Consider the following 17,097-nt stretch of genomic DNA (forward strand, 5'->3'; position numbering starts at 1 on the left):
TTACTGGCGCGACGCGGTACCGGATGCCTGGCTCGCGCCCGTGCCCGAGCCGCCCGCGCTGCCCGCCGCTGAACCGCTCGCGCTGCCTTCGACGGCCACGCTGCCGCTCATGGACGATGCCGTGTCGCGAACCGAGCCGACGACACCGCGGGCGGTGCCTGCCGCGCCACGGGCCGCGCCGGCGGCACCGCCGAGTGCCCCGGTGACGGCACGACCATCCACGCTGGCCGAGCCGGACCCCTCTGCGCGGGCTGCGCTTCCGGCGCTCGCATTTCCTGCCAGGCTGCCGGCGCCCGCCAGCAGGCCCGGTCGCTGCGCGGGTGCGCTCTCGGCTGCCGGCTGGCTGGTGGCGCGGCGCGCGCGGCCAGCCGTCTCGTCGCGCAGCGTGCCGCCCATCGTGTGCACGCGGCCCATGTCGTTCATGCCGCTCATCCCGCTGAGGCCGCCCATGGAACCGCCCAGCGAGCCGCCCAATGAGCCGCCGAGCCGGCCGCCGAGCAGCTGTGCGTGGGCCTGGGTGGCCAGACCGAGGGCGAGGACGAGGGTGATGTACTTGGCTTTCATGACTGTTCTCCTTGTGATGGGGCGGTGTCTCTCACCGCCGATACAAGGAAAACGGCTGGGTTCGCCGTTTTCTTCCATCCCTTCAAAAAAATTTTTCAGCGCAGGTCCGCCGGGTCCGTACGCAGGTTGGCGCCGACGATGCCGTACCCGGTCTCGCCGTTCGCGACGGCGCCGCCGGCCTCGCGCGCGAGCGCGTCCACGGCGCGCGCGGCGCCGGTCGGGTCCGGCCGGGGCAGCCGCTGCGCCAGCAGGGCCGCGACGATGGGCGCCGCGAACGACGTGCCGCGCACCTGGCGGTACGGCGGCGCGCCCGGCGTGGCGCTGACCATCTGGCTGCCCGGGGCGGCGAATTTCACTTGCGGCCCGCGTGCCGCTTCCGGCAGCGGCCGGCCGCGCCGGTCGACGCCCGTCACGCCGACGACGCCGGGATAACTGGCCGGATACAGCGGCAGCGCCGCCGGCCCGTCGTTGCCGACGGCGGCCACGAGCAGGTGTCCCCGCGCCTGCATCGCCGCGACGGCCCGCGCCAGCAACGCATTGGCCGGGCCGACGAGGCTGATGTTGACGACGCCGACCTGCTGCTGGTCGAGCCAGCCCAGCGCGGCGGCGATGCGGTCGGCCGCGCCGCCCACCGGGCTGCCGCAATACACGTCGGCCGCGTACAGGCGCGCGCCCGGCGCCGCGCCGCGCAGGTAGTCGGAACGCCCGACCATCAGCGCCGCCACCGCCGTGCCGTGCGGCGCGGGACTCACCTGGCCGCCGCAGCCCCAGCGCGTGATCGCGGCATCCTCGAACACGGGGTGGTCGCCATCGACGCCGCTGTCGACGAGACCGATGCGCACGGCGGCTCCCTCCCCGGCGCGCACGCCGCCCGCCGCCCCGCTGCCCGTGTAGACATGATTGAAATCGTAGCTGCCGGCGGGATCGATGGCGCGCAGGCGTTCGACCATGGCCGCGGTCGACGCACCGGCCGGCAGGCGCAGCACCACCATGCGCTCGCCCAGCCCCGGCAACACCTCGTCGCGTACGACCGACGCGCCCGCGGCCCGCGCTGCCTGCAAGGCCGCCTCGGACGGCGCCCCCGCCAGCACCTCGCCGCGCAATGCCGGCTCGCCGCGCGGGTCGGCCTCGACCTGGTCCGGATGGTCGCGCAGCAGGCGCCGGACGGTGTCGAGGCGCAGGTTGCCGAGATCCGGCAACGGCGCGCGGTCGAGCAACCGGTCGACCGGGCGGCGCACGCCGTCCAGCCCCAGCGGGCCGATGCGGCTGGGCAGCGGCAGCGAGGGCAGGCCCAGCTGCGCGTGCGCGGAGGCGGTGGCGCACAGCAGTGCCAGGGCCACGAGAGCACGCATATTTACGAAGAGACTCATGAGTGGATCATATATGATTGGCTGATACCCCAATAACGAACGGCACCGGGAAGAAAATCCCTGCCCGGATCGTTTATCTCATAGAGACCATGCTTGCCGACGACATTGCCGCCCTGCTGCCCCGCATGCGCCGCTTCGCGCGGGCACTGACCTTTCATCGCGAAGACGCGGACGACCTCGTCCAGATCGCGATGGAGCGCGCGCTCGGCCGCGGCGAGCAATGGGAGCCGGGCACGCGGCTCGACAGCTGGCTGTTCCGGATCATCAAGAACGCGTGGATCGACGAAGTGCGCAGCCGGACGCGGCGCGCCGAGTTGTTCGCGCCCGAGGAGGAAGGCGAACACGTGGGCGACGACACCGCGCAGGCGCACCAGCAGCGGCTCGCGCTGCAGAAGGCGATCAGCCTGCTGTCCGAGGAACACCGGCTCGTCGTCGGCCTCGTGCTTGTCGACGGCCTGCCGTACAAGGAAGCGGCCGACGTGCTCGAGATCCCCGTCGGGACGCTCACGAGCCGCCTCGCACGCGCCCGCGACGCCCTGCAGCAACTGCTGGCCGACCCTACACGAAGGACACCATGACGTATTCCGACGACACCCTGATGGCCTATGCCGACGGCGAGCTCGAAGCCGCCGAACGGGCCGCCATCGAACAGGCGATGCGCACCGATCCCGCCATCGCCGCCGCCGTGGAGCGCCACCGCGCCCTGCGCGCGGACGTGGCCGCCGCGTTTGCCGGCATCCTCGACGAACCCGTGCCAGCGCGGCTGCGGCCGCCGGCACCCGTCGTATCTCTGGCTGTGGAGCGCGACAAGCGGCGGCGCTGGTCGTGGCCGGAATGGGGCGCGCTGGCGGCCACGCTCGTCGTCGGCGTCCTGGCCGGCCGGATGATCCCTGGCGGCGGCGGTCCGGCCATCGCCGGCAACGGCAACCAGGTGTTGGCGCAGGGAGAACTCGCGGCCGCGCTGGACCGCCAGGTCGGCGGCAAGGCGGAGGGCGCGGTGAAAGTGGGCGTCAGCTTCGCCGCCCGCGACGGCGCCTATTGCCGCGGCTTCGTCATGGGCGCGTCGGCCGGCCTCGCGTGCCGGGAAGGCGGACAGTGGAAGATTCCCGTGCTGGCCGAGGCGGAGAAGGAAGCGGCGGGCGGCTACCGCCAGGCCGGCAGCGCGTTGCCGCCGGCCGTGCTGGACGCGATCGACGCGCGCATCGCGGACAGGCCGCTCGACGCGGCGGGCGAGGAAGCGGCGCGGGCGCGCGGATGGCGGCCCGCGCGTTGATCAGCCTTGCGGCTTGAGGATGTTGGCCAGCGCCACGTACTGCTCGAGCCCCACGGCCTCCGGACGCGCGCCCGGATCGATGCCGGCGTCGACGAGCTGCTGTTCGGTGAACATGCCGGCCACGCAGTTGCGGATCACCTTGCGGCGCTGCGAGAACGCCTTCTGCACGACGGCGCCAAGCGTGGCCGCGTCGGCCGGCAGCTGGCGCCGCGTCGGCACCATGCGCACGATGGCGGAATCGACTTGCGGCGGCGGATCGAATGCCGTCGGCGGCACGACGAACAGCATGGCCATGTCGTAGCGCCACTGCAGCATCACGGACAGGCGGCTGTAGGCTTTCGTGCCCGGCTCCGCCACCATGCGCTCGACGACTTCCTTCTGCAGCATGAAGTGCTGGTCCTCGACGAGGTGGGCAAAATCGGCCAGGTGGAACAGCAGCGGGCTGGAGATGTTGTACGGCAGGTTGCCCACCACGCGCAGCTTCTTCCCTTCCGGGACGGGGATGCCGCCGAAATCGAATTTCAGCGCGTCGCCCGAATGGATGGTCAGCCGTTCGCGCGGATACGCTTTTTCCAGGCGCGCGACGAGGTCGCGGTCCAGTTCGACCACGTGCATGTGGTCGAGCTCCTTGAGCAGCAGCGCCGTCATCGCGGCCAGGCCCGGGCCGATTTCGACCATGGTGTCGCCGCGGCGGGGGTTAATGCCTTCGATGATGTCGTGAAGGACGTGGTCGTCGGTCAGGAAGTTCTGGCCGAAGCGCTTGCGGGCTACGTGTTTCATTGTCTTATGCGGGTTGTTGCTGTTGCGCGCGCACCATCGAAACGGCGACGCGGATCGCCTCTTCCATGCTGCCGCAATCGGCCTCGCCCAGGCCTGTGGCGGCCAGGTCGAGCGCCGTGCCGTGGTCGACGGACGTGCGGATCAGCGGCAGGCCGAGGGTGATGTTGACGCCGCGGCCGAACGTCGCGTGCTTGAGTACGGGCAGGCCCTGGTCGTGGTACATGGCCAGTACCGCGTCGGCGTCCCGCAGGTACTTCGGCTGGAACAGCGTGTCGGCCGGATACGGGCCGCGCGCGTCGATGCCGCGTGCGCGCGCATCGTCCAGCACGGGCGTGATCACGGCTATCTCTTCGCGGCCCAGGTAGCCGTTTTCGCCCGCATGCGGGTTCAGGCCCGTCACGAGGATGCGCGGCGCCGCGATGCCGAATTTGCGCACGAGGTCCGCGTGCAGGATGTCCAGCACCTGCGTGAGGCTGTCCTTCGTGATGGCGCCCGGCACGTCTTTCAAAGGCAGGTGGGTCGTGGCCAGCGCCACGCGCAGGTACGATTGATCCGCGCCCGGCGAGCCGGCCAGCATCATGACGACCTTGGGCGTCTCCGTCTTCTCGGCCAGGTATTCCGTGTGGCCGGAAAACGCGACGCCCGCATCGTTGATGGTGCTTTTCTGCAGCGGCGCCGTGACGATGGCGTCCCACCAGCCGGCCTGCGTGCCCTCGATCGCGAGATCGAGCGTGGCCAGCACGGCGCGGCCGTTGGCGGCGTCCAGCTTGCCCGGGACGACGTGCGCGTCGAGCGGCACGTCGACGACGGGGATGATGTCCGGGCCGAAGTGCGGCAGGCCGCTGTGGCGCAGCGCCAGCGTGGAGATCGCGGACAGGCGGATGGCCGGGTCGATCAGGCTCGCCGTGAGGGACAGGAAGGCGGCATCGCCCACGAGCACGCAGCGCGCGTCGGCGCGCAGCGCCCACGCGGCCCGGATCGAGATCTCCGGACCGATGCCGGCCGGCTCGCCGACCGTGATCGCCAGCGTGGGACGTGGGCGCGAGGTTGGCGCGAGCCGTAGGCTCGATGTCATTATTTGTCCTCGCGGAACTCGACGTAGGCGCGGTCGCGGACCTGGCGGCTCCAGTCTTCCAGCGCTTCCTGGCGCTTGCGGTCGGTGAGGACCTGGCGCGCGGCCGCGCGTTCCTTCTCCTTCGACACGTCTTCCGACTTGCGCTCGACGACCTGGATCAGGTGCAGGCCGAACGGGGTCTTGATGACGCCAGATATCTCGCCCGGCTTCAGGGCGTTCATCGGGTTCTCGAATTCCGGCAGCGCGTCGCCCGGGAACAGCCAGCCCAGATCGCCGCCCTTCGAGGCCGAACCGTCGTTCGAGTACTGGCGCGCCATGTCTTCGAAGGTCGCCTGCTTGCTGTCGATCTTCTGCTTGATCTCGGTGAGCTTCTTGCGGGCGTCGTCCTCGCTCTGCGTCGGCGTGATCTTCAGCAGGATGTGGCGCGCGTGCGTCTGCTGCACGACGGCCTGGTCGGCCTTCTGCGCATCCGCCAGCTTGCGCTGGTCGACGAGCTTGATGATGTGGAAGCCGACGTTCGTGCGGATCACCGGCGTCACCTGGCCCGGCTTCAGCTTGTGCAGCTCGCTCGCGAAGATCGGGGGCAGGCGGTCCGGGTCGCGCCAGCCGACGGAACCGCCTTTCAGCGCGTCCGGCGAATCGGAATACGTCGCGGCCATCTTGGCGAAGTCGGCGCCCGTGCGCAGCTGGCGCGCCACTTCGTCGGCGCGCGCCTTGCGGGCGGCGATCTGTTCAGGCGACGCGTTTTCCGGGATGCGCACGAGGATCTGCGAGATGTCCATCTCCACGCGGTCGGCGGCGGCGGCCTTCTCGGCGGCCATGTACGTGTCGATCTCGGCGTCGGTCACCTGGATCTTGCTGTCGACTTCGTGCTCGATCAGGCGCTGCATCATGATCTCGTTGCGGATCTGCTCGCGGAACTGGGAGAACGGCAGGCCGTCCTTCTCCATCGCGTTGCGCATGTCCTGCACGGTCATCTTCTGGTTTTCGGCGATGCGGCCGATGGCGCGGTCGAGCGTCGTGTCGTCGACGCGCACGCCCATTTCCTTGGCCAGCTGGAGCTGGGCGCGCTCGGTGATCATGGCCTCGACGACCTGGCGGCGCAGGTCTTCCTCGGCCGGCATCTGGGCGCCCTGCGCCTTCAGGCGCTGCGCGATCTCGGCCATGCGCTGGTCGACTTCGCGCTTGGTGATGACTTCGTCGTTGACGATCACGTACACGGAATCGATCACGTGGGCGTTGCTGGACGCCGGCGGCAGGAAGCCGGTGCCTGGTTTCGTCGACGGTGCGGCGGCGGGAGCAGCCGATTTGGCAGTAGATGCGGCCTGGGCCAGGACATCGCCGGTGGCGAGGGCGCACAGCAGCACCGCCGCGAGCTTGAGCTGGTGCGGGCGGAGCGGAGACAGACGGGTAGTACGCATATTCAGGAAAGCACTCATTTCAGGTATCTAGTTGTCCATGGCCCGGTCAGGGGCGGCCGACGTTGGTGTTCAGCCGGGTGTAGCCGGGAATGCTCTTGTTGAAAGTCTCCAGCGGATTACCGAAGCCCAGGTGCGACAGGCCGTTCAGTTCGAGCTGGAAGAAGCTCGTCGTCGAGACGTTCTGCGCGGCGGTCACGAAGCGCTGTGCGCCCATGCGGAACACCCAGCAATCCGCCTTGTACTCGAGCCCGACGAGGCTCTCGAGCAGCTTGCGGTCGCGCACCGAGTAGCTGACCCGGGTCACACCATACCACCGCTGCGACAGCGGCCACTGGCCCGAGACGTCGGCGTTGCGGAAGCCGTTGGCGATGCCGAAGGTGTCGCGCTGGTAGCGGTATTCGACGTTCAACACCTTCATCGGGGCCGGCTGCCACTGCACCCCGACATTCGAGCTGTACAGGCTGCGCGCCTGTGCATCGTATTGTACGCCGCTGTCGAAGGTCCACGATTCCGAAATGCGGCCCGACGCCGCGACCAGCGCGTCCGAGCGGGTCTGGTTGCTTTGCTCGTTCGAGTTCAGGCGCACGCGCGGATCGGTGAAGTAATAGCGGCTGCCGACCGCGAGGCGCAGGCGCTCGGCGCCGTTGGACTCGATGAAGCGCGACACGATCGCCGCCGTCAGCTGGTTCGCATCCGACACCTTGTCGGCGCCGACGAAGCGGTTTTCCGTGAACAGCTGGGCGTAGTTGAAACCGGCGACGCCCGTGTCGAAGTTCGGGATGTCGTCCTGGTTCTTGTACGGCGTGCGCACGTAGAACAGGCGCGGCTCCAGCGTCTGCGTGCCGTCCGGCCCGAACAGCGACGTCTTGCGCTCGAATACGAGGCCGCTGTCCAGCGAGAACGTGGGCAGCACGCGCGAGATCTTGTCGTCGGCGCCGACTGCGTTGTGCGTCAGGTTGTACTGCGTCGCGTGCAGCATCAGCTTGGGCGTGACGAACCAGCCCGGATGCACCCACGGATAGCTCACCTGCGCCACCATGTTGGCGCGGTCGCCCTGCACCTGCTTGTCGTCCGGGTGCGTGAAGCGCGTCGCTTCCGCGTCCACCGCCCAGTCGAAGCCGCCCAGCACGTCGTAGCGGCCGGCGTGGAAGTTAATCGTCGGCAGGCGGTTGTACGGCGTGGCCACGGTCAGGTCCGGATTCGCGACGGCGCCCGGATCCTGCAGCACCTGGTAGCTCTGCACGCGCGCCGTCAGGTTCCAGTACTGGCCGTAGTAGTCCGTGCGCAGTTCGCGCAGCAGCTGGCGCTCGGCACTGGCCGCAACGGTGCGCGAGAAGTCGGACGGGTATTCGTTGTCGGACGCCGCGTGCGCGTTCCAGCCGAACGTCCAGTTGGAGTCCAGGTACTGGTTGTGCAGCGTGTCGACCCACCAGCGATTACGGTGCGCCAGGCGGTCGTTCGCGAGGTATTCGACGTGCGTCTCGCCGTGGTACGGACCGCGGTCGGTCTCGCCCATGTAGCGCCCCGTCGCGCCCAGTTGCAGGCCGCGCGCGAAGATGTAGCGCGGGAACAGCGTCAGGTCGCGGTTGGGCGCGATGTTGACGTAATACGGCACCATCAGCTCGGCCGAACCCTTGGAGCCGACGCCGATCGTCGGCGGCAGCCAGCCGGAGCGGCGCGCGCCCGACAGCGAGAACGACAGCGCCGGCGTGCCGATGATGGGCACGTCCTTGAAATAGATGATCGTCTTGCCGGCCGTGCCGACGTCGCGGCCCTGGTCCAGGCGCAGCGTGCTGGATTTAAGATACCAGTCCGGATCGGGGCCTTCGCACGTGCTGTACGTGCCGTCGACGACGACGGCCTGGTCCTCGCCCAGGAAGTTGATGCGCTGCGCCTTGCCCTGCGCATTGTTCATCACCAGCCGATATTCGGGATGCAGCACCCAGCCTTTACCCGTTTCCAGGTTCAGCTGCAGGGCGTCGCCCTTGTAGCGGTCGCCGAAGCGCCACATCGTGATGTGGCCCTCGGCCGTGACCTCGTCCTCGACGCGGCGGTAGCACGCCGTGTCCGCCGTGACGCCGGTGGCGCCGCGCGTGATCTCGACGTTGCGCTCCATGTTCAGGATGCGGTCCGGGCGGCCGCTGAACGACTCGGCGCGCATCGTGATCGGCAGGTCCTGCTCGTCGGTGCGGGGGGCAGCCGGTGTCGCCGTTTGCGCATACAGCGGTCCCGCGGCCACGGCCACGAGGGCGGACACAGCGGCGGCAGTTCGCCGCCGCGGGAATGGTAGGGCCGTCATCCAGCTCATGAAAGATCGCGTTGCACCATGGAGGGCGATTGTTTGGATTGAATCCCTTATTATAGGGGAATTCGTGCGGCACGGTCGCGTTAGTCGGCCCAACGGTAATACTTTGGAAGCGCGACGGTGGACCATAACCCTTTGATTTTCAAAGGGAAATGATTTTTACCGATAGATACAATTTTAACAATGGGATCTTTCCCACCTTAGCCCCGGATGGTCCGATGCGGGTGCAAATGACGTATCATTACACCCGAACCGCCCTGCCCGCGCATGGGCAAACTTACCAACCAGTCACGAACCCGTTCACCGGGACGCTTCATGTCTTCTTCGCCCCAACACGCTCCCTCCGCCTCTGACAAGGATGCCCGCCTCGCCCAGCTGACCGAATGGCTCGTCTCGCTGGACCTGGTCGACGTCGCCAGCCTGCGCCCCGCGTCGGCCGACGCGAGTTTCCGCCGCTACTTCCGCCTCGATGTTGTGCCGGCGCTACGCGACAAGCTGGGTGATACGCTCATCGCCATGGACGCTCCGCCGGAGCGCGAAAACGTGCCCGCGTTCATCCACGTCGACGGCCTGCTGCGCGACGCCGGCGTCACCGTGCCCGCCATCGTGGCCCGCAACGTGGAAGCCGGCTTCCTGCTGCTGTCCGACCTCGGCACGACGACCTATTTGCAGCGCCTGGACGTCGACAACGCGCCGTTCATGTACTCGGACGCCATCGACGCCCTGATCAAGTTCCAGATGACCAGCCAGGCCGGCGTGCTGCCGGAATTCGACCGCGCGTTCGTCCTGCGCGAGCTGAACCTGTTCCCCGAGTGGTTCATCGAACGCCACCTGGGCGCCAGGCTGAACGACATCCAGCGCGCCCAGCTGGATAAAGTGTTCGAGGCGATCACGGCGAACGTGCTCGCGCAACAGCAGGTCTACATGCACCGCGATTTCCATTCGCGCAACCTGATGTTCCTCGACCAGGGCAACCCGGGCGTGCTGGATTTCCAGGACGCCGTCTACGGCCCCGTCACCTACGACCTGGCCTCGCTGCTGCGCGACGCCTACATCCAGTGGGACGAGGAATTCGTGCTGGACTGGGTCGTGCGTTACTGGCAAAGCGCGAAGCAGGTCGGCCTGCCCGTCAATCCGGACATCGACGCGTTCTACCGCGACTTCGAATACATGGCCCTGCAGCGCCACCTGAAAATCCTCGGCATCTTCTGCCGCCTGAATTACCGCGACGGCAAATCCCACTACCTGGGCGACCTGCCCACGGTAATCGATTACGTGCGCAAGACCGCCAACCGCTACACCGAACTCAAGCCGCTCCTGCGCCTGCTCGACGCGCTCGAGGACAAGGCGCCGCAGGTCGGCTACACCTTCTGAAGACAAGCCGATGAAAGCCATGATCTTCGCCGCAGGCCGCGGCGAGCGGATGCGTCCGCTGACCGACACCTGCCCCAAGCCCCTGCTCAAGGTGCGGGGCCGTCCCCTGATCACCTGGCACGTGCTGAACCTCGTGCGCGCCGGCATCAAGGACATCGTCATCAACCACTCGCACCTCGGCCACATGATCGAGGAAGAGCTGGGCGACGGCAGCCGCTACGGCGCGCGCATCGTCTACTCGCACGAGCCGACGCCGCTGGAAACGGCCGGCGGCATCGCCAACGCCCTGCACCTGCTCGGCGACGAACCGTTCCTGGCCGTCTCCGGCGACATCTACGCGCCCTACTTCGACTTCGAGCAGGTTCTCGACGTGCTGAAGGACCACGACGCCGTCGGCCAGCTCATTCCGACCGAGAAGCGCGACATCGCCTGGCTGTACCTGACGCCGAACCCGTGGCACAACCCGGACGGCGACTTCGGCCTCACGATGTACACCTTGTCCAACGAGGGCAACCCGAAGTGGAATTTCGCCGGCATCGGCGTCTATCGTCCTGAAATGTTTGACGGGATCAAGGCGGGCGAGTTCCTGAAATTCGGCCCGCTGATGCGCAAGTTCATTGATCAGGGTCGCGTGGGCGGCGAGATCTACGACGGCCAATGGGTCAACGTGGGCACCGTGCGCCAGCTGGAAGAACTCAACGCGCCGCCAGGCTCCGTCGCGAAGGCTGGGGCATGATGGATTACGCGGCACAGTACGGGAAACGGCGAGCGCGCCTGGCCGCGCAGATGCAGCCCGGCAGCGTGGCCGTGCTGCCCACCGCGCCGGAAGTCCTGCGCAACGGCGACAGCGACTACCCCTACCGCCACGACAGTTCCTTTTACTACCTGACCGGCTTCACGGAACCGGAAAGCGTGCTGGTACTCGCCGCCGCGCATGGCGGCAAGCCGGCCCGCGCCATCCTGTTCTGCCGCGAGAAGAACGTCGAACGCGAGATCTGGGACGGCTACCGCCACGGCCCGGAAGCGGCGCGCACGGCGTTCGGTTTCGACGACGCCTATCCCATTTCCGAACTGGATACGCACATGGCGCGCATCCTCGCCAATGCGCCCGCGCTGTACTACTCGGTGGCGTCGAACGCGGCGCTCGATGCGCAGGTGACCGGCTGGATCAAGGCCGTGCGCGCGCAAGGCCGCACCGGCACGACGGCGCCCGACACGGTCGTGAACGTCCTCCCGCTGCTGGACGAAATGCGGTTGATCAAGGACGCCGACGAACAGGCGCTGATGCTGCGCGCCGGCGAGATCTCGGGCGGCGCGCACGCACGCGCGATGCGCGCGGCAAAGCCCGGCATGTTCGAGTACGAGCTGGAAGCGGAACTGCTGTACGCGTTCCGCAAGCACGGCGCCCAGTTCCCTGCCTACACGCCCATCGTGGCATCCGGCCCGAACGCCTGCATCCTGCACTACAACGTCAACGACCGGCAGATGCAGGACGGCGACATCGTGCTGATCGACGCCGGCTGCGAGCTGGATGGCTACGCGTCCGACATCACCCGCACGTTCCCGGTGAATGGCCGCTTCACGGACGCCCAGCGGACACTCTACGAGCTCGTGCTGGCGGCACAGGACGCGGCGTTCAGGGCCATCGCACCGGGCCGGCCGTATAGCGCCTTCCACGAAGCGGCGCTGCGCGTGCTCGTGCAGGGCATGCTGGACCTGGGCCTCGTCGACAAGACGAAATACGCCACCGTCGACGACGCCATCGCCGACAAGGCCCACGTCCCGTTCTACATGCACGGCACGGGCCACTGGCTCGGCATGGACGTGCACGACGTGGGCGCCTACCGCGACGTCACGCAGGCCGACAAACCTTCGCGCCCGCTCCAGGAAGGCATGGTCGTGACGGTGGAACCGGGCATCTACGTGCGCCCGGCGGACGGCGTGCCGGAACGCTTCTGGCACATCGGCATCCGCATCGAGGACGACGTCGTCGTGACCGGGGACGGCTACCGCCTGCTGACGGCGTCCGCGCCGAAGACGGTGGCCGAGATCGAAGCGATCGTGGGGACCACGCATGGCTGAAGAGACGCTCTCCGTCGATGTCGCGATCTGCGGCGCCGGCCCGGTCGGCCTCGCGCTGGCGGCATTGATGGCGCGCCGCGGCGTGGACGCCAGGCGCATCGCGCTCGTCGACGCGAAGGCGCTGGGCCAGGCGGTCTCCGATCCGCGCTCGATCGCGCTGTCGTGGGGCAGCCGCCAGCTGCTCGTCGACGTGGGCGCGTGGGCCAACGTGCAGCCGCACGCGACGCCGATCCACCAGATCCACGTATCGCGCCGCGGCCACCTGGGCCGCAGCATGATGGACCGCGCCGAACACGCGGTCGACGCGCTGGGCTATGTGGCGCGCTACGGCGACGTCGTCGACGCGCTGGTGCGTGCCTGCGACCGCGAGGGCGTGCAGACCTTGCGCCCCGTGCGCGTGACGGCGCTCCACGAAGACCGCGACGGCGTAGTGCTCGACCTGGACGATGGCCGCAAGCTCCATGCGAAGGTGGCCGTGCAGGCCGAGGGCGGCGTATTCGGCGAACAGGCGGAACGCACCCGGCGGCGCGACTACGTGCAGACCGCGGTCATCGCGCGCGTGTCGGGCAGCCAGGCGATCCCGCACCGCGCCTTCGAACGCTTCACGGACGAAGGCCCGCTCGCGCTGCTGCCGCAGGACGGCGCCGACGGCCATCAATATGCGCTCGTGTGGTGCGTGCGGCCGGAACGCGCGCAGCAGTTGCTGGACCTGGGCGAACCGGAATTCCTGCGCCAGCTGGGCGACGCGTTCGGCGAACGTCTCGGCACCTTTACGCGCGCGTCCGAACGGGCGGCCTTTCCGCTGGGGCTGAATGCGGATCCTCGTTTCAGCGCACGCACGGTCGCCATCGGCAATGCGGCGCAGACGCTGCACCCGGTCGCGGGACAAGGTTTGAATCTCGGCCTGCGCGATGCGGCCGTGCTGGCGCGCCTGCTCGCGCGCGGCATCGACCAGGATCACGGCATCGCGGACGCGCTGGCGCGCTTCGCGGAAGAACGCGCGCGCGACCGCGGCGCCATCATCCGCACGACGGATGCGATGGCGCGCGTGTTCGCGAACACGGGACCGTTGCAGCCGCTGTTCGGGCTCGCGCTGGCCGCGCTGGATACCGTCAAACCTGCGCGGATGCTGCTGGCCGAACTGATGATGTTCGGCCGCAGGTAATCACTCGACCGCCTTCACCATCGATTCAATGACCTTCTTCGCATCGCCGAACACCATCATCGTGTTCGGCTGATAGAAGAGGTCATTGTCCAGCCCCGCATACCCGGACGCCATCGACCGCTTGTTGACGATGATGCTCTTGGCTTTATAGGCCTCGAGGATCGGCATCCCCGCGATCGGCGACTTCGGATCCTTGGCGGCCGGGTTCACGACGTCGTTCGCGCCCAGCACGAGCACCACGTCCGTCTGGCCGAATTCGCCGTTGATGTCTTCCATCTCCGCGACCTGGTCGTACGGGACTTCCGCTTCCGCCAGCAGCACGTTCATGTGGCCCGGCATGCGTCCCGCCACCGGGTGGATCGCGTAGCGCACCTGCACGCCGTGTTCCGTCAGCTTGTCGACCAGCTCCTTCACCGTGTGCTGGGCGCGCGCCACCGCGAGGCCGTAGCCCGGCACGATGATGACGGATTCCGCGTTCTGCAGGATGAACGCCGCGTCTTCCGGCGAGCCCGATTTGACCGGGCGCTGTTCCTTCGCGCCGCCCGTATCTGCCGCTGCCGCCTCGCCGCCGAAACCGCCCAGGATCACGTTGAAGAACGAGCGGTTCATCGCCTTGCACATGATGTACGAGAGGATCGCGCCGCTTGATCCCACGAGCGAGCCCGCGATGATCAGCATCGAGTTGTTCAGCGAGAAGCCGATGCCGGCCGCCGCCCAGCCGGAGTACGAGTTCAGCATCGACACGACGACGGGCATGTCCGCGCCGCCGATCGGGATGATGATCAGCACGCCCAGGATGAACGACAGCACGGCCATCACGATATACGGCGTCCATGCGGGCGCGGCGCCATCCGAGAAGCAGAAAACCAACCCCAGGCCGATGATGGCGAGGGCGACGACCAGGTTGATCATGTGCTGGCCCGGGTAGCGCACGGGCGCGCCCTGGAACAGCCGGAACTTGTATTTGCCGGCCAGCTTGCCGAACGCGATCACGGAACCGGAGAACGTGACGGCGCCCACGAACGTGCCGATGAACAGTTCGAGACGATTACCGAACGGGAGCCCTTCGCCGCGCGCCGCGATGTTGAAAGCCCACGGTTCGGAGACGGCCGCGATGGCGATGCACACGGCGGCGAGACCGATCAGCGAGTGCATCGCGGCGACCAGTTCCGGCATCTTGGTCATCTCGACGCGCTTCGCGGCCACGGCACCGATCGCGCCGCCGACCACGACGCCGAGCAGCACGAGTCCAAAACCCATGCCGCCCGTCTGCATCTGCTCCTTCAGCTTGAACATCAGGGCGATGGTCGTGAGGACGGCGATGCCCATGCCCGTCATGCCGAACGCATTGCCCATGCGCGCGGTCGACGGCGAGGACAAGCCCTTCAAGGCCTGGATGAAGCACACGGACGCCACGAGGTACAGCAGCGTCACGACGTTCATGCTGATCATGTTCATGCGGCCTCCTTGGCACGGACGGCACCGGCGGCATCCTTCGCGCCTGGCGCTGGCTTCGCTTTCGGTTCCTTCTTCTTGAACATCTCCAGCATGCGCTGGGTGACGAGGAAGCCGCCGAACACGTTCACGGCGGCCAGCGCCACGGCGATGGTGCCGGCAACCCTGCCGGTCAGGCCTTCCGTCAGGCCGGCCGCCAGCATGGCGCCGACGATGATGATGGCCGAGACGGCGTTCGTCACCGCCATCAGCGGCGTGTGCAGCGCGGGCGTGACGGTCCACACGACGTGGTAGCCGACGTAGATCGCCAGCACGAAGATGATCAGGTTGATGATGGTATGGCTGATTTCCATGGCGTCTCCTCCCCTTCTATTTGCGTAACACGTCGCCATCGATGGCGACCAGCACCGCGCGCACGATCTCGTCCTCGCGGTCGATGACGAGCTTCCCGTCCTTGTCGATCACGAGCTTCAGGAAGTCCAGCACGTTGCGCGCGTACAGGGCCGACGCGTCGGCCGCCACGAGCGCCGGCAAATTCGGCTCGCCGATGATCGTCACGCCGTGCTTGATCACCGTCTTGCCCAGTTCCGTCAGCGGGCAGTTGCCGCCCTGCTCGATGGCCATGTCGACGATCACGGAGCCCGGCTTCATCGCGCGCACCGTCTCGTCAAGGATCAGCACCGGCGCCTTGCGGCCCGGGATCAGCGCGGTCGTGATGACGATGTCCGCCAGCTTCGCGCGCTCGTGCACGAGTTCCGCCTGGCGCCGCATCCAGTCGGCCGGCATCGGGCGCGCATAGCCGCCCACGCCCTTCGCGATCTCGCGCTCCTCGTCCGTGAGGAACGGCACGTCGATGAACTTGGCGCCCAGCGATTCCACCTGCTCCTTCACGGGCGGACGCACGTCGGACGCCTCGATGACGGCGCCCAGGCGCTTCGCGGTCGCGATGGCCTGCAGGCCGGCGACGCCGACACCCATGATCAGCACGCGCGCCGCTTTCACGGTGCCGGCGGCCGTCATCAGCATCGGCATGAAACGCTGGTATGCGTTGGCCGCCATGATCACGGCCTTGTAGCCCGCGATGTTGGCCTGCGACGACAGCACGTCCATCGACTGGGCGCGCGTGATCCGGGGCGCCGCTTCGAGCGCGAACGCCGTGATGCGCTGCTGGGCCAGCGCGGCCAGGTTGTCGGTATCGAACGGGTTCAGCATGCCGACGAGGGCGGCGCCCGGTTTCATCAGCGCGCGTTCTTCGGCATCCGGGCTGCGCACTTTCAGGACGAGGTCGGCCCCGAGGGCGTCTTCCGCCGTGACGATGCGGGCGCCGGCGGCGACATAGGCATCATCGATCGCGGCAGCGTGGAGGCCGGCGCCCGATTGCACGATCACTTCGTGCTGGGCAGCCAGCTTCTTGACGGTTTCGGGAGTTGCTGCGACACGCGTCTCGCCCGGCCTCGTTTCGGCCGGCACACCAATTCTCATGATGCCTCCGTATAATTGATAAACTGTCTACAATCTAGCATGTAATGCACTCGATCAATACAGATGAGTGGTTTTTCGTAAACAGATCGGCAATTTTCGTGGCCAAGCCCCCGAGAACCTAGCTAAAGTTTCACGCTTTTTGTTGCACATCAATATTCCAACCTGTCCGGAACTGTTGCACCGCAGCGTGCGCCCGAGCAACGCACGTTCCATCAAGGTAGAATGTCGGCTCACTACAAGGACGCGCATGACCCATACCTTCAGACCGTCAGTCACCGTCGCCGCAATCATCGAGCGCGATGGCCGCTTTCTGTTGATCGAAGAAGAAACCAGCGACGGCATCCGCCTGAACCAGCCCGCCGGCCACCTCGACCCGCACGAATCGCTCGAACAGGCGGTGATCCGCGAGGCGATGGAAGAGACGGCGCACGAGTTCATCCCGGAGGCCCTCGTCGGCATGTATCTGTCGCGCTACCACTCGAAATCGCGCGGGCACGACGTGACGTATTTGCGCTTCACGTTCTGCGGCAAGGCCGGCAGGCAGTACGACCAGGCACTGGACCACGGCATCCTGCGCACGCTGTGGCTCACGCGCGACGAACTGGCCGCGTGCCAGGAGCGCCACCGCAGCCCCATCGTGCTGCGCTGCGTGGACGATTACCTGGCGGGCAAGCGCACCCCGCTGGACCTGCTGTACACGGACCACTCGGTCTTCGACGGCGGACTCACTCTCAAACCGGACGTAACCTGA

Annotated in this window: 16 protein-coding genes; 7 read left to right on the forward strand and 9 right to left on the reverse strand. The window is 67.6% G+C overall.

All coding sequences use genetic code 11. The annotated features are described in order from the left end of the window. Both QPK29_RS21925 and QPK29_RS21930 read right to left on the reverse strand, forming a co-directional pair. Entirely contained in the window at nt 1-564 is a 564-nt protein-coding gene (locus QPK29_RS21925; RefSeq protein ID WP_371771318.1) for a hypothetical protein, read from the reverse strand. Nucleotides 565-659: 95 nt separating this feature from the next. Then, nucleotides 660-1,934: a S8 family serine peptidase gene (locus QPK29_RS21930; RefSeq protein WP_371771319.1), complete on the reverse strand. Its 1,275-nt coding sequence runs from the start codon at nt 1,932-1,934 to the stop codon at nt 660-662. Between the two features lie 89 nt (nt 1,935-2,023). Between QPK29_RS21930 and QPK29_RS21935 the strand changes: the two genes are divergently transcribed. Together QPK29_RS21935 and QPK29_RS21940 are read left to right on the forward strand one after the other, a co-directional pair. Continuing rightward, the gene (locus QPK29_RS21935) at nt 2,024-2,512 is read left to right on the forward strand and encodes an RNA polymerase sigma factor (RefSeq protein ID WP_371771320.1); all 489 of its coding nucleotides are present in this window, start codon (nt 2,024-2,026) and stop codon (nt 2,510-2,512) included. Then, nucleotides 2,509-3,207, forward strand: a complete 699-nt coding sequence (locus tag QPK29_RS21940; RefSeq protein WP_371771321.1) for an anti-sigma factor family protein — start codon at nt 2,509-2,511, stop codon at nt 3,205-3,207. Before QPK29_RS21935 ends, QPK29_RS21940 begins: the two co-directional genes overlap by 4 nt. On the opposite strand, the gene rsmA is transcribed toward QPK29_RS21940, so the two are convergent. From rsmA to QPK29_RS21960, 4 genes are read right to left on the reverse strand one after another with little or no spacing between them, the layout of a single operon-like run. Next, on the reverse strand, nt 3,208-3,987 hold the full coding sequence (gene rsmA, locus QPK29_RS21945; RefSeq protein WP_371771322.1) for a 16S rRNA (adenine(1518)-N(6)/adenine(1519)-N(6))-dimethyltransferase RsmA: 780 nt from the start codon (nt 3,985-3,987) through the stop codon (nt 3,208-3,210). Between the two features lie 4 nt (nt 3,988-3,991). Further along, the gene (gene pdxA / locus QPK29_RS21950) at nt 3,992-5,062 is read right to left on the reverse strand and encodes a 4-hydroxythreonine-4-phosphate dehydrogenase PdxA (protein WP_371771323.1); all 1,071 of its coding nucleotides are present in this window, start codon (nt 5,060-5,062) and stop codon (nt 3,992-3,994) included. Beyond that, on the reverse strand, nt 5,062-6,483 hold the full coding sequence (locus tag QPK29_RS21955) for a peptidylprolyl isomerase (protein WP_371771324.1): 1,422 nt from the start codon (nt 6,481-6,483) through the stop codon (nt 5,062-5,064). Before QPK29_RS21955 ends, pdxA begins: the two co-directional genes overlap by 1 nt. Before the next feature lie 46 nt (nt 6,484-6,529). Beyond that, complete coding sequence (locus QPK29_RS21960) at nt 6,530-8,791, reverse strand: LPS-assembly protein LptD (RefSeq protein WP_056123946.1); 2,262 nt, start codon at nt 8,789-8,791, stop codon at nt 6,530-6,532. Nucleotides 8,792-9,103: 312 nt separating this feature from the next. Here QPK29_RS21960 and QPK29_RS21965 point away from each other — a divergent pair, with 312 nt between their 5' ends. From QPK29_RS21965 to QPK29_RS21980, 4 genes are read left to right on the forward strand one after another with little or no spacing between them, the layout of a single operon-like run. Next, on the forward strand, nt 9,104-10,162 hold the full coding sequence (locus QPK29_RS21965; protein WP_160410660.1) for an aminoglycoside phosphotransferase family protein: 1,059 nt from the start codon (nt 9,104-9,106) through the stop codon (nt 10,160-10,162). Nucleotides 10,163-10,172: 10 nt separating this feature from the next. After that, nucleotides 10,173-10,898 carry an N-acetylmuramate alpha-1-phosphate uridylyltransferase MurU gene (gene murU, locus QPK29_RS21970; protein WP_056123940.1) on the forward strand — a complete coding sequence of 242 codons (726 nt, stop codon included), beginning with the start codon at nt 10,173-10,175 and terminating at the stop codon, nt 10,896-10,898. Next, a complete protein-coding gene (pepP, locus tag QPK29_RS21975; RefSeq protein ID WP_371771325.1) occupies nt 10,895-12,244 on the forward strand; it encodes a Xaa-Pro aminopeptidase in 1,350 nt (449 codons plus the stop codon). The genes murU and pepP overlap by 4 nt, the downstream gene beginning before the upstream one ends. After that, the gene (locus QPK29_RS21980) at nt 12,237-13,409 is read left to right on the forward strand and encodes an FAD-dependent monooxygenase (RefSeq protein ID WP_371771326.1); all 1,173 of its coding nucleotides are present in this window, start codon (nt 12,237-12,239) and stop codon (nt 13,407-13,409) included. The genes pepP and QPK29_RS21980 overlap by 8 nt, the downstream gene beginning before the upstream one ends. On the opposite strand, the gene QPK29_RS21985 is transcribed toward QPK29_RS21980, so the two are convergent. Genes QPK29_RS21985 through QPK29_RS21995 form a run of 3 tightly spaced genes read right to left on the reverse strand, consistent with a single transcriptional unit; the run spans nt 13,410 to nt 16,346 of the window. Continuing rightward, complete coding sequence (locus QPK29_RS21985) at nt 13,410-14,867, reverse strand: NAD(P)(+) transhydrogenase (Re/Si-specific) subunit beta (RefSeq protein WP_371771327.1); 1,458 nt, start codon at nt 14,865-14,867, stop codon at nt 13,410-13,412. Next, nucleotides 14,864-15,217 (reverse strand): NAD(P) transhydrogenase subunit alpha, encoded by a 354-nt coding sequence (locus QPK29_RS21990; RefSeq protein WP_371767338.1) that lies wholly within the window; start codon nt 15,215-15,217, stop codon nt 14,864-14,866. Before QPK29_RS21990 ends, QPK29_RS21985 begins: the two co-directional genes overlap by 4 nt. Before the next feature lie 16 nt (nt 15,218-15,233). Next, on the reverse strand, nt 15,234-16,346 hold the full coding sequence (locus tag QPK29_RS21995) for a Re/Si-specific NAD(P)(+) transhydrogenase subunit alpha (protein WP_371771328.1): 1,113 nt from the start codon (nt 16,344-16,346) through the stop codon (nt 15,234-15,236). Nucleotides 16,347-16,593: 247 nt separating this feature from the next. Here QPK29_RS21995 and QPK29_RS22000 point away from each other — a divergent pair, with 247 nt between their 5' ends. Next, complete coding sequence (locus QPK29_RS22000) at nt 16,594-17,097, forward strand: NUDIX hydrolase (protein WP_056123922.1); 504 nt, start codon at nt 16,594-16,596, stop codon at nt 17,095-17,097.

This window comes from Massilia orientalis (assembly GCF_030411975.2).
GTDB lineage: Bacteria > Pseudomonadota > Gammaproteobacteria > Burkholderiales > Burkholderiaceae_D > Telluria > Telluria orientalis.